At 45.7% G+C, this 16526-nt stretch carries 12 protein-coding genes; all 12 read left to right on the top strand.

Translation table 11 applies throughout. From position 1 onward, the window contains the following. Window positions 1–32 precede the first annotated feature (32 nt). The 12 genes from DWX32_RS13565 (at window position 33) to tnpB (ending at window position 15926) form a co-directional block, all read left to right on the top strand. Window positions 33–1361, top strand: coding sequence for an ATP-binding protein (locus DWX32_RS13565; protein ID WP_055228687.1), 1329 nt, complete (start codon window positions 33–35; stop codon window positions 1359–1361). An 83-nt stretch (window positions 1362–1444) separates the two neighbouring features. Next, a complete protein-coding gene (locus tag DWX32_RS13560) occupies window positions 1445–2986 on the top strand; it encodes a Ppx/GppA phosphatase family protein (protein ID WP_118660305.1) in 1542 nt (513 codons plus the stop codon). Between the two features lie 13 nt (window positions 2987–2999). Further along, window positions 3000–5186 carry an RNA degradosome polyphosphate kinase gene (locus DWX32_RS13555; protein ID WP_118660303.1) on the top strand — a complete coding sequence of 729 codons (2187 nt, stop codon included), beginning with the start codon at window positions 3000–3002 and terminating at the stop codon, window positions 5184–5186. 611 nt (window positions 5187–5797) lie between these two features. Then, the gene (locus tag DWX32_RS13550) at window positions 5798–6952 is read left to right on the top strand and encodes an ABC transporter ATP-binding protein (protein ID WP_118594891.1); all 1155 of its coding nucleotides are present in this window, start codon (window positions 5798–5800) and stop codon (window positions 6950–6952) included. Between the two features lie 55 nt (window positions 6953–7007). Then, complete coding sequence (locus tag DWX32_RS13545) at window positions 7008–7835, top strand: carbohydrate ABC transporter permease (RefSeq protein WP_118594956.1); 828 nt, start codon at window positions 7008–7010, stop codon at window positions 7833–7835. Between the two features lie 101 nt (window positions 7836–7936). After that, complete coding sequence (locus DWX32_RS13540; RefSeq protein ID WP_416388118.1) at window positions 7937–8749, top strand: carbohydrate ABC transporter permease; 813 nt, start codon at window positions 7937–7939, stop codon at window positions 8747–8749. A 53-nt stretch (window positions 8750–8802) separates the two neighbouring features. Continuing rightward, window positions 8803–10221, top strand: a complete 1419-nt coding sequence (locus DWX32_RS13535; protein WP_118594955.1) for an ABC transporter substrate-binding protein — start codon at window positions 8803–8805, stop codon at window positions 10219–10221. A 478-nt stretch (window positions 10222–10699) separates the two neighbouring features. Then, a complete protein-coding gene (locus tag DWX32_RS13530; protein WP_117802584.1) occupies window positions 10700–11428 on the top strand; it encodes a glycerophosphodiester phosphodiesterase in 729 nt (242 codons plus the stop codon). 29 nt (window positions 11429–11457) lie between these two features. After that, window positions 11458–12249, top strand: a complete 792-nt coding sequence (locus DWX32_RS13525; protein ID WP_243037596.1) for an HAD-IIA family hydrolase — start codon at window positions 11458–11460, stop codon at window positions 12247–12249. A 258-nt stretch (window positions 12250–12507) separates the two neighbouring features. After that, on the top strand, window positions 12508–14064 hold the full coding sequence (locus tag DWX32_RS13520) for an ABC-F family ATP-binding cassette domain-containing protein (RefSeq protein WP_117802549.1): 1557 nt from the start codon (window positions 12508–12510) through the stop codon (window positions 14062–14064). Window positions 14065–14388: 324 nt separating this feature from the next. Next, window positions 14389–14802: an IS200/IS605 family transposase gene (gene tnpA, locus DWX32_RS13515; protein ID WP_055222090.1), complete on the top strand. Its 414-nt coding sequence runs from the start codon at window positions 14389–14391 to the stop codon at window positions 14800–14802. Window positions 14803–14807: 5 nt separating this feature from the next. Next, window positions 14808–15926: an IS200/IS605 family element RNA-guided endonuclease TnpB gene (gene tnpB / locus DWX32_RS13510; protein ID WP_117802548.1), complete on the top strand. Its 1119-nt coding sequence runs from the start codon at window positions 14808–14810 to the stop codon at window positions 15924–15926. Window positions 15927–16526 lie beyond the last annotated feature (600 nt).

The following is a 16526-nucleotide window of genomic DNA, read 5'->3' as shown; positions in this document are numbered from 1 at the left end:
AATGAAAAATGACAGGAAGGAAGAGACAAAAGATGATTAGAATAGAAGAATGTATCCTCTACCGCGATTTCGCAGAGGGGGAGGTACTGCGCGATATGACGATACTGGTGGAGACCTACAAAAAACTGGTCAATGCTCAGATTTCCCTGAAGGACCGCCGGTTCCGTGAGAATATGAGCGCATATGAGCCGCAGTTTTATGAGGCACTGAACCGCCTTGTCGAGATGGCAAATCGCTACGGCTTCTCCGGAAATCTCTGGCACGATTATCTGACATATCTTCTGGTCAACAAAGAAAATGCATTTTCTACCTCCTGCGAGATTGTCGGAAAAGTCGAGGGAAGCATCAACCAGATGGCAAAACATGATTTTGTCCGTTTCAAAGAGCTGTTCGATTTCGATATCTGTGTTTTCGACGAAATTTTCGAATCCGGCGATGCTTCCGTCATCAGCGATTACGAGAACACCGACAGCCCGAACAAGCTGTTCAACAAAGAAGTCCGCGACCGCATCTGCGAACTGGCCATCCGTCTTGCAAAAGCAGAATCTGTCGACGAATTTATGGATGATATGATTCAGTTCTACAAAGACTTTGGAGTAGGAAAACTGGGACTGCACAAAGCATTCCGCATCGCACACGTTGGCGAAAATGTTGAGATCATCCCGATCACCAACATCCCGGATGTGCGCCTTTCCGACCTTGTCGGCTACGAAATTCCAAAGCAGAAGCTGATCGACAACACGAAAGCGTTCGTCGAGGGCAAAAAAGCCAACAACTGCCTGCTTTTTGGTGATGCCGGAACCGGAAAATCCTCCAGCATTAAAGGTATCCTGAATGAGTATTACGATCAGGGACTTCGTATGATCGAGGTTTACAAGCATCAATTCCAGGATCTGAACGAGCTGATTGCGCAGATCAAAAACAGAAATTATAAATTCATTATCTACATGGACGATCTTTCTTTCGAGGAGTTTGAGATCGAGTACAAATACCTGAAAGCTGTGATCGAGGGAGGTCTGGAAAAACGCCCGGACAATATCCTCATCTATGCGACCTCCAACCGCCGCCACCTGATCAAGGAGAACTACAGCGACAAAGAGGGAACGAGACAGGATATGCACACCTCCGATACGGTACAGGAGAAGTTGTCCCTGGTATACCGCTTCGGTGTCAGCATCTATTTCGGTGCGCCGGATAAGAAAGAGTTCCAGAAGATCGTTTCCGTTCTGGCAGACCGCTACGGCGTGAAGTTAAGCGAGGAAGAGCTTTTAGCAGAAGCAAATAAATGGGAACTGTCCCACGGCGGTCTGTCCGGCCGTACCGCACAGCAGTTTATCGATTATCTGCTCGGAAAACAGTAAAAAGAAAAAGGTCAAAAAGTCCGCTTGGTATTGGGAGCGGGCTTTTTGGGATATCCTTTGAAAAAGAAGGAGGAAAAGCATATATGCAGTATTCCACATTTGCTGCCATTGATATCGGCAGCTACGACGTCATTCTGGAGATTTTCGAGATCTCCAAAAAGCAGGGGATCCGGAGCGTGGATAAGATCTGCCACCGGATGGAGCTTGGAAAAGATACGTACACGCTGGGAAAAATTCGCCCGGAAATGGAAGAAGAGCTGTGCCGTGTACTCGCAGATTTTGTGCGGATTATGGAAGGCTATCGCGTGGACGATTACCGTGCAACGGCATCCAGTGCGATCAGTGAGGCGTCGAACAGTCTCTATGTCCTTGGAAAAATTCATCAGTTGACCGGTCTTTCTGTCACGGTTCTCTCCAACTCGGAGCAGCGTTTTCTTAGCTATAAAGCGCTCGCGGCGATGGAGGACAATTTTAACAAGATCATTGAAAAGGGAACTGCGATTCTCGATCTTGACGGTGGCAGTTTTCAGATTTCCCTGTTCGACAAGGATGCACTTGTCACAACACAGAACATCCGCATGGGAAGTCTTCGCATCCGCGAGCGTCTTGCCGGAATTCAGAGTGAGACGGAACATTACGAAGAGATGGTCGAGGAGCTGATCTGGAACGAGGTATCAAGCTTTAAAAAGATGTATCTGAAAGACCGTAAAATTGAAAACATTATGCTGATCGGCGATGTTTTCACCGACAGTGTTTATCAGAACATTGAAGAAAAAACTACAAAAATCATTTCCCGCGAAAACTTTAATACCTGGTATGAGAAAATTATCCGCCAGTCACCGATGGAGCTCGCCGTAAAACTTGGTATTCCGCTGGAAAACGCTTCACTGATGTATCCGTCTGCTGTGATTTATAAATGTCTGATTGATATGATGGGTGCGGAGCATATCTGGATTCCGGGCGTGCATATGACACGTGGTATTGCATACGAGTATGCGGAGCAGATGAAACTGCTGAAAGGCGGTCATAATTTCGAAAATGATATTCTGATGGCGGCAAAAAATATCGGAAAACGGTACGCCGTAAACCGGCCGCACGTCCAGAATCTGGAGATGACGGCGCTTGCCATGTTTGATGCGACGAAAAAGATGCACGGCATGAAAGAACGCGAGCGGCTGCTGCTTCGGATGGCGGTGATGCTGCACGATGTCGGAAAATACATCAGCCTTAATAATGTAGCGGATTCTTCCTATAATATTATCATGTCAAACGAAATCATCGGACTGTCCCATATTGAACGGGAGATGGTCGCACTGATTGCAAAATACAATACGGCAGTGCTTCCATCCTACGATGAGCTGGTGATGGAATCGTCGCTTAGTGCAGAACAGTATCTGACCGTATCGGAGTTGACAGCAATCGTCCGTCTGGCGAATGCACTAGATCGGAGTCACCTGCAGAAAATCCAGTCGATCCGCGCTGTCTTAAAGGAGAGAGAACTGCATCTGTCTCTGACGGTTGACCGTGATTTCACACTGGAGCAGGGACTGTGCCAGGATAAATTAGATTTTTTCAATGAGGTATTCAGCATACAGCCGATTATTAAGATGAAACGGCAGATGTAAGGAGGCGAACAAGATGGATGTAACACCATATAAGAAACCGGAATATTTTCGAAACCGGGAATTGAGCTGGATCAGCTTCGACGAGCGTGTTTTAAACGAGGCGCGGGATAAGAGTATTCCGCTGTTTGAACGTCTGAAATTTATCAGCATTACCTCCTCCAATCTGGATGAGTTTTATATGGTCCGTGTGGCTTCACTAAAAGACCAGGTGCATGCAAACTATACGAAAAAGGATCTGTCCGGCATGGATGCGAAGGAGCAGCTTACCGAGATCAGCAAACGGACGCATGAGCTGGTGCAGCTGCAGTACAATACGTACAATCGCTCGGCGGTTCCGTCTCTGGAGCACGTTGGCCTTACGATTATCAGTGAGCACGAGAAGCTGACGAAGGAGCAGGCGGAGTATGCGGATTCCTATTTTGAGGAAAACATTTACCCGGTTCTGACCCCGATGGCCATGGATTCGGCCCGCCCGTTCCCGTTGATCCGGAACAAAACATTGAATATCGGTGCACTGGTGCAGAAGAAAGAGGATTCGCTTCTGAGCCGTGCGGAGGATAAGAAAGAGAAGAAAGGCAAGGAGAAGGAAAAGGAGAAAGAACTGGAATTTGCGACGGTTCAGGTTCCTTCGGTACTGCCGCGTTTTATTCTGCTTCCGCAGGATGAAAAGACGGGACAGCGGTATGTGATTCTTCTGGAGGAGATCATCGAGCGGAACATTGGAAAGCTGTTCTTAAGCTACGATGTGGTCTGCGCGCATCCGTACCGTGTTATGCGAAATGCAGATCTTTCGATCGATGAGGATGAGGCTTCCGACCTGTTAAAAGAGATCCAGAAGCAGCTTAAAAAACGTCAGTGGGGCGAAGTGATCCGTCTGGAAGTGGAAGATAAGATGGATAAGCGGCTCCTGAAGATGCTGGAAAAAGAGTTTGACATCGATGAAGACGACCTGTTCCGGATTCCGGGACCGCTCGATCTGACGTTTTTAATGAAAATGTATGGGCTCGACGGCTTTGATGAGTATAAAATTCCAAAATACATTCCAGCAGCAGTTCCGGCGCTGATGAATGAGGATGACATTTTTACAAACATCCGAAAAGGAGACATCTTACTGCATCATCCTTATATGACGTTTGATCCGGTCGTGCAATTTGTACAACAGGCAGCAAAGGATCCGGATGTACTGGCAATCAAACAGACGCTGTACCGTGTGAGCGGCAATTCTCCGATTATTGCAGCACTGGCTCAGGCGGCGGAAAATGGCAAACAGGTTTCCGTACTGGTGGAATTAAAGGCACGGTTTGACGAAGAAAACAATATTGTCTGGGCGAAGATGCTGGAAAAGGCGGGATGCCATGTGATTTATGGTCTTCTGGGACTGAAAACACACAGTAAGATTACACTGGTGGTTCGGCGCGAGGAGACAGGCATTCGCAGATATGTACATCTTGGCACGGGAAACTATAACGATTCTACGGCAAAGCTGTATACGGACTGTGGCCTGTTGACATGCAATGCAAAGATCGGTGAGGATGCAACAGCAGTATTTAACATGCTTTCGGGCTATTCGGAGCCGGATCACTGGAACAAACTGGTGGTTGCGCCACTCTGGATGAAAGACAGATTCCTGCATCTGATTGCTATGGAGGAGGAACACGCGAAGAAGGGACAGAAAGCGCATATTATTGCGAAGATGAACTCGTTATGCGACCGCGATATTATTGCGGCGCTTTACAGTGCTTCGGCAGCCGGAGTAAAGATTGACCTGATTATCCGGGGAATCTGTTGTCTGAAGGTTGGAATCCCGGGTGTCAGCGAGAATATTACCGTTCGCTCGATTGTCGGCAATTTCCTGGAACATGCGCGGATTTTCTACTTCTACAGTGGTGGAAATGAAGAGGTGTTTATGGGAAGCGCGGACTGGATGCCGCGAAATCTGGAAAAACGGGTGGAGATTGTGTTCCCGGTTGAGGATGAGCAGATCAAGAAAGAAGTAATGCATATTCTTGATATCCAGATGAAGGATAATGTGAAAGCCAGTATTTTACAGGCAGACGGAACGTATACAAAGCCGGATAAGCGCGGAAAGATGCTGGTGAATTCACAGGAGTATTTCTGCAGGGAGGCAACGGAAAGAGCGGAAAAACCAAAAGAACAGGAAAACAGCAGGGTGTTTGTGCCGGCGGAACCGGTGGAATAGGTTTGGACGGACGCCCCGTAACGCACACAAGGGTGATGCGCGGTTTCGGGAGCTAGTAATTCTAAGGCTCTGTCATTTTGCTAAAACCATGCGCCAAAAATCAAAACTCGCTGTCGCTCAGACAGTTGATTTTTGGCGCATAACGCAAAATGCCAGAACCTAAGAATTACACGCTCCCTGCAAATGCGCATCACCCTTGTGTGCGTTACGGGGCTGTGTGAAGGACGGACACGGATGTGGGAGCGGGAGCGCCCACTGCGTTGACATGAAAGAAGAATATGGTATGTTGTGATGAGAAAGAGCTGCAGCTTTGAGAGTTGCGGCGTTTTTTTGTGTCAAAAATAATCTGTTGGGTATTGGGAAAAGGAATGGCTATTCAGAATTTGTTTTGAAAATTGGTTTTGCGGGTGATTTTCGGGGATTTTACAAAGAGTGATCTGGAAGAGTGGCTGGAAAAGAAGGGGATGGAGACGGAGATAAGGGAAAATGTGGACATTTTTTGTAAAGTAACCGGTTATTTTATTAACGGATATTTTACAAAGCGGTGGTAGTGAGCTTTACGGAAGGAAAGGTATAATGAATCTCGACAAGACGAGGAGGAAGAAAAACGAATGTCAAATATTGTGTTGAAGAATGTCTGTAAATCTTATGATAAGGAACATTATGCGGTTCAGGATTTTTCGCTTGAAATACCGGATCGGGAGTTTGTGATTTTTGTTGGACCTTCCGGCTGCGGAAAATCGACGACGCTTCGGATGATTGCCGGTCTTGAGGAGATTACGAGCGGGGAGCTCTGGATTGATGGACAGCTTTGTAATTATGTAGAAGCAAAGGATCGCGATCTTTCGATGGTATTTCAGAACTACGCGCTTTATCCGAATATGACGGTATATGAAAACATGGCGTTTTCTCTGAAAATCCGGAAACAGCCCAAGGATGAAGTTGATAAAAAGGTACATGAGGCAGCTAAAATGCTTGGAATTGAGCATTTACTTGACCGGAGACCGGCAGCACTTTCCGGTGGTCAGAAACAAAGAGTTGCGATTGGAAGCGCAATTATGAGACGGCCGAAAGCATTTTTAATGGATGAGCCGCTTTCAAATCTGGATGCGAAGCTGCGGGCACAGATGCGGGTGGAGCTGGCAAAATTACATAAGGAACTGAAAACGACGGTGATTTATGTTACCCATGATCAGACGGAGGCGATGACGCTTGGTACAAAAATTATTGTTATGAAAGACGGTGTTGTGCAGCAGGCGGATGCACCGGAGCGGATTTACCGCCATCCGACAAACAAATTTGTGGCTGGTTTTATCGGAGCTCCGAGTATGAATTTTATGGAAACGATGGTGATGGAAAGAAACGGAGCGGTTTATCTGGAGGCAGACGGAGGAGTTACCCTTCGTGCAAAAGGAGAGAACGAAATGGTGCTTCGTCGCGCTTATCTCGGAAAAATGGTGATCTTAGGTCTGAGACCGGAGGATTTACAGGACGAAACAACCGCTTCCGCACATCGGATCTGTTACGAAGAGAATCAGTTGAAGGCATTTGTTGACCTGCGGGAGATGATCGGTGCAGAAGCGTATCTGCATATGAATACCGGAAAAAATCTGATTACAGCAAGAGTGCCTTCCGAGGTGCCGGTTACTGTAAAGGAAAGCATTACATTGTATGCAGATATGGAGAAAGCACAGATCTTTGATCCGTTTACAGAAGAAAATATTTTATCTCTGCCGGTTGAAAAAGAAGAACGTGCAACAGCATAAGAAGGAGCAAGAAGTGAAAAAAGTAATCGAAAAGTGTAAAAAAGCAGAAGTTTATATGTATCTAATCCCGAGTATGGTGATCTTTAGCATCTTTCTGTTTTATCCGTTTTTTAAAACCATTTATCTGAGCCTGTATAAGACAAACAAGCTTGGAGAAGCGAAATTGTATGTGGGACTGGATAACTATAAAAGCTTATTATCGAATCCATCCTTTTACAACAGTCTCTGGGTTACACTGGAATTTGTGGCGATTGTTGTAGTCGGAAGTATGGCGCTTGGCCTTCTGGGAGCAGTTCTTTGCAGCAAGGCTTTCCCGGGAATCCGGGTATTCAGTACTTCCTATGCACTCCCAATGGCAGTAGCATCGAGCTCAGGCGCCATGATTTTCAAGATTATTTTAAATCCCACGATCGGTATCGTAAACAAATTGCTGCATGTGAGCATTAACTGGGTCAGTGATCCGAAATATGCGCTGATCTGTGTGGCTGTCCTTACGGCATGGCTGAACAGTGGCATCAATTTCCTGTATTTTTCGGCGGGACTTGGAAACATTGATGATTCGATTTATGAGCGTGCTTCTGTAGATGGAGCGAATGCAGTACAGAAATTTTTTAAGCTGACACTGCCGGGGCTTTCTCCGATCATGTTCTACACACTGGTTGTTAACATTATTCAGGCATTCCAGTCATTCGGACAGGTGAAAATCCTGACACAGGGAGGACCGGGAGAATCCACGAACCTGATTGTATATTCGATATACCGTGATGCGTTTTTTAATTACCGGTTTGGAAGCGCAGCCGCACAGTCCGTTGTTTTGTTTCTGATTGTCATGGCGCTTACCCTGGTTATGTTCCGCATGGAAAAGAGAGGAGTAAAATACTGATGTCTACAATAGCAACTACGATTGCCGGACCAAAAACTTATTCTGCAGAGGAGCTGCAGGCACTGCATCTGGCAATGAATGCAAAAGCAAAAAGAAAGAAAATGCTTCAGAAAACAGCGTTGGTTACCATGAACCTGATCGTTTGTCTGTTTATGCTGTTTCCGCTGCTTTATACCATCAGTGTAGCGTTTATGCCGTCCGGCGAGCTTTACACAATGGCAATGAACATCGTGCCAAAACATCCGACGCTGGAAAATTTCGTGGAAGCATTTCATAAAATTCCGCTGGTACGCTTTGTCCTGAACTCATTTTTGGTTGCGGGCAGCATTACGCTGGGTCAGATTGTAACGTGTTCTCTTGCGGCATTTGCCTTCTCTTTCCTGGATTTCAAAGGGAAAAATATTCTGTTTATGCTGGTAATGGCGACCATGATGGTGCCGGGTGAGGCAACCATTATTTCCAATTATCTGACGGTAGGAAGTCTCGGACTGCTCGATACCTATATTGTTCTGATTCTGCCTTCTCTTACCTCTGCAATGGGAATTTTCCTGTTCCGCCAGTTCTACATGACTTTTCCGGTTTCTCTTTATGAATCGGCGAAGCTGGACGGCTGCGGGAATCTGCGGTTTATCGTAAAAATCCTGATGCCGCTGACAAAGTCAGCAATGGGAGCAATGGCGGTTTACACCTTTATCAATGCATGGAATATGTACATGTGGCCGCTGCTGGTTACAGGTTCGGACAGCAAGCGTACCGTACAGATTGGTATCAGTATGCTGAACAGCGTCGACGCACAGTCGATTACCCTGATGCTGGCGGGCGTGGTAATGATTATCATTCCATCCATTTCCATCTTTATCGTGGGCCAGAAGGCCTTAATCAAAGGAATGTTTTCGGGAGCAGTCAAGGGCTGATTCCTGTGACAGAAAAAAGAATAGAAAACTGTATGAAAAACGAGGAGAAAAAAATGAAGAAAAAAGTGATTGCATCAATTCTTGCGGCTTCTATGGCAGCTATGGCGCTTACCGGATGCGGAGGCGGAAAAACAACGAGTGAGGCACAGAGTGCGACAACAGATGAAACCACAGCCAGCACAGAGGCAGGAAGTACGGCAGATGGCGCAGAAGCACCGGATTTAAACCAGGATACGAAGGGAACCACGATTACCTTCTGGCATTCCATGGGCGGTGTCAATGGCGAGGCAATGGATTATCTTGTCAATAAATTCAATGAAGAGAATACCGATGGCATTACCGTTGAGGCGGTTTATCAGGGAGAATATGATGATACGATTAACAAACTGAAAAGTGCACAGATCGGAAATATGGGAGCAGACCTGGTACAGATTTATGATATCGGAACACGCTTTATGATTGATTCCGGCTGGGTCATTCCGATGCAGGAGCTGATTAATGCAGATGGCTATGACATTTCCCAGATCGAGCCGAATATCGCTGCTTATTATACGGTAAACAATGAGCTGTACTCGATGCCATTCAATTCGTCCACACCGATTCTGTATTACAACAAAGATATGTTTGAAAAAGCAGGGATCACTGAGGTTCCGACAAGCCTGGAAGGAATTCTTGCTATCGGTGATGATCTGAAAACAAAGGGCGGAGCCGGTGAACCGCTGGCACTCTCCATCTATGGATGGTATTTCGAACAGTGGCTCTGTAAACAGGGACTTTCCTATGCGGATAATGGAAATGGCCGTGATGCCGCTGCTACTGCAGTTGAATTTGATTCCAACGGCGGAGCGCTCAACATCTTAAATGAGTGGAAAGCCCTGAACGATGCCGACGTTGCACCAAACGTAGGCCGTGCCGGAAGTGATACCGCAACGACAGACTTTACTTCCGGAAAAGCAGCGATCACCCTTGGCTCTACCGCATCTCTGAAGCAGATTTTACAGGATGTCAATGGAAGCTTCGAAGTTGGAACCGCATATTTCCCGACAATCAAGGACGGCGATGAGGGCGGTGTTTCCATCGGAGGAGCATCTCTCTGGGCATTGAACAACAACGATGATGCAAAAGCAGCAGCTACCTGGAAATTTATTAAATTCCTGATTTCCCCGGAATCTCAGGCATACTGGAATGCCGAGACGGGTTACTTCCCAGTAACAACAGCTGCTGATGAGGAGCAGACCTTTAAAGATAATGTAGAACAGTATCCGCAGTTCCAGACCGCAATCGACCAGCTGCACGATTCCAAGCCGCAGTACGCCGGCGCACTTCTCTCTGTATTCCCGGAGGCAAGACAGATTGTGGAAACAGAAATCGAGAATATGATCAACGGAAACGAGACTCCGGAGAAAGCAGTAGAATCAATGGCTTCCCAGATCAACAGCTCCATCGAGGACTATAATCTGGTAAATGAATAAGAGACAGGCTTTACAAAAATAAGATTTCGTCCTATAGTGAAGAAAAACGAGTTCCCAAAGCGTGTTTGAACGGTTTCTATGAAGGGGAAGATCCGAGTTACGGAAATGATTTTTCAGATATGACTGGAAATGCGTCGGAGACAAAAATCCGGCGTGTTTCCGGATTTATAGTAAGCCGCCAAATAATGCAAAAGAGTCAGTACCGCTTTTTTTAACCGAATCAAGTAAGTCCCCTGCTTCCATTGCGTGAAGCAATAAGCAGTGGGTGGGGACTTGCTTGTATCAGGAGGAGTGCAAGCTCCTTCTGATAAACTGCGGAGCAGTTATTCGGTTATGAGCAAGTAGCAAAGCGGATTGCGAATATCCGCTTGACTTATTTTCAGGGTTTACGATAAAAGAAAAAAGCTGCAGCCGGGAAAAAAGATAGAAAAGAGTGCAGGTTTGGAAATGGGAACGGAAAATGGAGGACAGATACGAGATGAAAACAAAAGTATGGGCACACAGAGGAGCCAGTGCATATGCACCGGAAAATACACTGGAAGCGTTTCTTCTTGCAGCAGAGCAGGGAGCAGACGGTGTGGAACTGGATGTACAGCTGACAAAAGATGGCGAGATGGTTGTTGTCCACGATGAGGAAATCGACCGGGTCAGTGACGGAAGCGGATTTGTCAAAGATTATACGCTTGCGGAATTAAAGATCCTGAACTTTAATAAGACACATCCGGAGTATCAGGATGTAAAAATTCCGACGCTTCGCGAAGTATATGAAGCATTAAAACCAACGGGAATGACGATCAATGTCGAGCTGAAAACCGGTATTTTCTGGTATAAAGACCTGGAAAAAAAGGTACTCGAGCTGACAAAAGAGATGGAGATGGAAGATCGCGTGATTTATTCTTCCTTTAACCATTACAGCATTGCAAAAATTCTGGAACTGGATCCGAAAGCCAGCACCGGCATCCTCTACGCAGATATTATTTATGATGTCGTGAATTATGCGAAAAAAATCGGAACAGGAGCTCTTCATCCGGCAACCTTTCATGTGCAGATGGCAGACTTTCTTCAGCGGTATGTGGAAAGCGATCTTGCGGTGCATGTGTGGACGGTCAATGATAAGGCGGAGATCGAGCGTCTGATGGAGGCCGGTGTTGACGCAGTCATCACTAATTATCCGGATGTGGCCGTTTCCTGCCGCAACGCGAAGTGATACCGATTGGAGAAAAAAAGCTGTTCCTTTTGGATATCGACGGAACCATCTGCGTGGGGAACCGTCTGATTCCGGGAGCAGACCGGTTTTTAAACGGACTGTCCGAGTACGGCGGAGATTATGTGTTTATCACAAATAATACGACGATGAGCGTAGCAGATTACCGGAAAAAATTTGCAAAGCTGGGCATCCCGACAACAAGCGCGAACTTTCTGACGGCTTCTGTTGCAACAGCGCATTATCTGAAGCAGAAATATGGATCCCGTCCCGTCTATGTGCTGGGAACGGACTCTCTGATCCGGGAATTGGAGAGCTTCGGTGTGTGTACCACCCGCGATCCGGAGAAAGAAGGAATTGCGTGTGTGCTTGCAAGCTATGACAATGAACTGACGTATCAAAAACTGACGGATATCTGTCGGCTGTTGATAGAGCGCCCGGAGCTCGATTACGCTGCAACGAACCCGGACTATGCTTGTCCGATTGAATTCGGCTACGTGCCGGATTGCGGTTCCATCTGCGAGATGATCGGTCATGCGATCCATCGTATGCCGACTTATATCGGAAAACCAGGCATACGGATGGTTGAGATGGCACTTGATATGACAGGCAGAACGCGCGATGAGGCTGTTCTTGTGGGAGATCGTCTCTATACGGACATTGCGTGCGCCAACATGGCGGGCATTTCTGCAGCACTTGTGCTTTCCGGTGAATCTACGCGTGAAGAAATGCAGAACTCGCAGTATCTTGTGGAGTATGTGTATCCATCCGTAAAAGAAATGTATGCGGAGTGGGTGTATGGACAAAAGAAGAAGTGTTCTTAAAATTCCGAAATGGTTATGGTTTTGGAACAAAAAAACAAAAAGAAGAATTCTGAGAGGAGAACCTTTTTCCGAAGGAGTTCTTCTTTTTTGTTGCGGAAAAGGATACTTTCCGGATACGGGATAAAAGCCTGGGACGGTATAGAAAAAGCTTGCCAAAAGAGGGAATTTCCCTATATAATGATTCAGACTATAATATGAAAAAGAAAACGGTCAGGAGATCGGAAAATTCCAATACAACAGAAGAAGGAGAATTTATGCATGAGTATTTTAAATGTAGAACATCTGTCCCACGGCTTCGGCGACCGTGCGATTTTTGAAGATGTATCGTTCCGCCTGCTAAAGGGGGAGCACATCGGTCTGGTAGGTGCAAATGGCGAGGGAAAATCAACCTTTATGAACATCATCACCGGAAAGCTGATGCCGGATGAGGGAAAGGTTGAGTGGGCAAAAAACGTCCGTGTCGGCTATCTGGACCAGCATACCGTTCTGGAAAAAGGTATGACGATCCGTGATGTGTTAAAAAGTGCTTTTTCCTGGTTGTACGAGATGGAAGAGCGGATGAACACGATCTGCGATTCCATGGGCGATGCCTCCGAGGACGAGCTGAATGCAATGATGGAAGAACTCGGCGTGATCCAGGAGATGATGGATGCACATGATTTTTATATTCTGGATTCCAGAATAGAAGAGATTGGCCGTGCGCTTGGTCTTGAAGAGATCGGTCTCGAACGCGATGTCACCGAACTTTCCGGCGGACAGAGAACGAAGGTACTTCTGGCAAAATTACTTTTGGAAAAACCGGACATCCTTCTTTTGGATGAGCCGACCAACTACCTGGATGTGGAACATATCACTTGGCTGAAACGATACCTTGAAGAGTATGAAAATGCCTTCATTCTGATCTCTCACGATATTCCATTCCTGAACAGTGTTGTCAATCTGATCTATCATATGGAAAACAAAGAGCTGAATCGTTATGTTGGTGATTACGATCACTTCCAGGAGGTTTATGCGGTCAAAAAAGCGCAGAAGGAAGCTGCCTATAACCGTCAGCAGCAGGAGATCAGTGAACTGAAGGATTTCGTGGCACGAAACAAAGCCCGTGTGGCAACCAGAAATATGGCTATGTCACGGCAGAAGAAGCTGGATAAGATGGATGTGATCGAGCTTGCGAAAGAAAAACCAAAGCCGGAATTTCATTTCCGCACTGCGCGCACTTCGGGCCGCTTCGTTGTGACTGCAAAAGAACTTGTGATCGGCTATGAAGAACCGCTCTCCAGACCGCTGACCTTTGCGATCGAGCGTGGCGAAAAGATCGTGCTCACCGGTGCCAACGGAATTGGAAAAACAACGCTCTTAAAGAGTATCCTCGGTTTGATCCCGTCCCTTGGCGGAGACGTGGAGCTTGGCGATTATCTGGAAATCGGATATTTCGAGCAGGAAATGCCAAAAGGCAACACCAACAGCTGTATCCAGGAAATCTGGGAAGAATTTCCATCCTATACTCAGTATGAAGTCCGTGCAGCGCTTGCCAAATGCGGTCTTACCACACAGCACATTGAAAGCCTGGTGCGTGTGCTCTCAGGAGGAGAACAGGCAAAAGTTCGCCTCTGTAAACTGATCAATCGCGAAACCAATCTTCTTGTCCTCGATGAGCCGACCAACCATCTCGATGTAGACGCAAAAGAGGAGTTAAAAAACGCACTGAAAGAGTACAAAGGAACTGTTCTTATGGTCTGCCATGAGCCGGAATTTTATGATGGCCTGGCAACCAGCGTATGGGACTGCTCGGAGTGGACGACGAAAGTGATTTAATCGAATCAAGCAAGTCCCCTGCTTCCATTGCGTGGAGCAATAAGCAGTGGGTTGGGACTTGTTTGTATCAGGAGTGGTACAAGTCACTCCTGATAAGCTGCGAAGCAGTTATTCGGTTATGAGCAAGTAGCGAAACGGATTGCGAATATCCGCTTGACTAATAATAAGAAGAAAAGTCAGCAGAAAACGGACTTTTATCCTCTTTCAGCAAGAAGACTCCGACCTCTAAGGTGGGAGATGAATTGCGTCCGTTACCTTCTTGATAGTGGGTTCTAATCATGGTATAATAGAATCAGTCGAATGGCAGAAAGGGGTCGAAATACAATGGATTTGGATAATAATGCACATTCAGTGTTTTTGCTGCACTATCATCTTGTTCTTGTGGTTAAGTACCGCAGACAGGTTTTTGATGACGCAATTTCCGGCAGGGCAAAAGAGATCTTTGCGTATATTGCTCCAAATTACAATATCACCCTTGAAGAATGGAATCACGATAAAGACCATGTGCATATACTTTTCAAGGCGCATCCAAATACAGAAATAAGCAAGTTCATAAACGCATATAAAAGTGCAAGCAGCAGACTTCTGAAAAAAGAATTTCCACAGATAAAGCAAAAATTATGGAAAGAACATTTCTGGAGCCAGAGTTTTTGCCTGCTCACAACGGGCGGTGCCCCGATGGAAGTAATCAAAAAATACATTGAAAGTCAGGGACAAACGGATCGAAAAAGGAAGTGACCAACATGGCAAACAAAGCATATAAATTCAGAATATACCCCGACGATGTGCAGAAAGTTTTGTTTGCCAGAACGTTCGGCTGTGTCCGAATGGTGTACAACCATTGGCTTGCCAGAAAAATCAGGCAGTATGAGGAGGACAAAACCGCGGTAACTTACACGGTTTGTGCAAAAGAAATGGCTGAAATGAAGAAAACAGAAGCATACGCATTTTTGAGGGAAGTAGACAGTGTCGCATTACAACAATCGCTTCGGCATCTTGATACGGCATTTCAGAATTTTTTCAAACAGCCGAAGACAGGTTTTCCAAAGTTTAAATCTAAAAAACAGAATAAAAAGAGCTATTCAACGATCTGTATCAACGGAAACATTGCCATATTGAATGGATATTTGAAATTGCCGAAAGCCGGCCAAGTCCGGTTAAAACAACACAGAGCTGTTCCGAAAGAATACAAATTAAAATCTGTAACAGTAAGCCAGACACCAGGCGGAAAATATTATGCAAGTATTCTTTTTGAGTATGAAAATCAAGTACAGGAAAAAGAGATGCAGAGTTTTCTGGGGTTAGATTTTTCCATGCATGAATTATATCGTGACAGCAACGGGAATGAACCTGCATATCCGAAGTATTACAGGAATGTAGAGGAAAAATTAGTGAGGGAGCAGCGCAGACTTTCCAAAATGCAGAAAGGTTCGAACAACCGTAGCAAGCAGAGAATCAAGGTGGCAAAACTCCACGAAAAGGTTTCCAGTCAACGAAAGGATTTTCTGCATAAGCTGTCAAGGCAGCTAGCAAATGCTTATGATTGTGTATGTATAGAATCCCTAGATATGAAAGCAATGTCACAGATGCTGAACTTTGGAAAATCTGTTTCAGATAACGGGTGGGGAATGTTCACAGGGTTCTTGAAATACAAACTTGAGGAACAGGGTAAAAAACTTGTGAAGGTGGACAAATTTTTCGCCAGCAGTCAGATTTGTTCAGTTTGTGGTTACAGGAACGCAGAGACAAGAAAACTTGCGGTCAGAGAGTGGGATTGTCCGCAGTGCGGAACCCATCACGACAGAGATGTAAATGCGGCTGTTAATATCAGAAATGAGGGAATGCGGCTGGTAGTGGCATGACCGTAACGTAATATAATAAAACCGTGGGACACACGGGGATAGCTCGCCTATGCTTAGCACATTGGTGCTATCGAACGAGAACCAAACCTACCGAGGTTAGGGAAGCCCCCACCTCTACAGGTGGTGGAGGATGTCACAGAAAGTGTTTTCTGTTGATTTTTTGCATTTAACAAGTAGTTAGATAAAAGAATGAATATACAGAATTAACTATATTTTTCTAAAAATAAGAAAATTCGAAAAAAGGTGTTGACTTTTGCTTTGGGCGGTGTTATTATAACTAAGCTGTCAGCGAGAGCTACAGTGAATGAGTTCTTTTGAAACAGAAAAACCTAGTTCGGAGCCGGGTGGCTGCCGCGGGTTGCAAAAACTGCTTCAAAAAACTTGAAAAAAGTTCTTGACAAAAGCAAATGAGTTTGATAAAATAAACGAGTTGCTGATCGAGAGAACAGCAGAGAAGTTCGAAAGAACTTCAAAAAATAAATAAAAAAGTTCTTGACAAACGAAAAGTTCTGTGATAAAATAAACGAGCTGATCCGAGTCAGAACGGCAAAGATCCTTGATAATTAAACAGTGAAACACATCCTCGAAAGTTCTGAATAA

Origin of the sequence: Blautia sp. AF19-13LB (assembly GCF_003479105.1) — a bacterium.
GTDB classification, from domain to species: Bacteria; Bacillota; Clostridia; order Lachnospirales; family Lachnospiraceae; genus Fusicatenibacter; species Fusicatenibacter saccharivorans.
The sequence above is the reverse complement of the archived record's forward strand: the minus strand, read 5'-3'. Positions and strand labels throughout refer to the sequence as shown.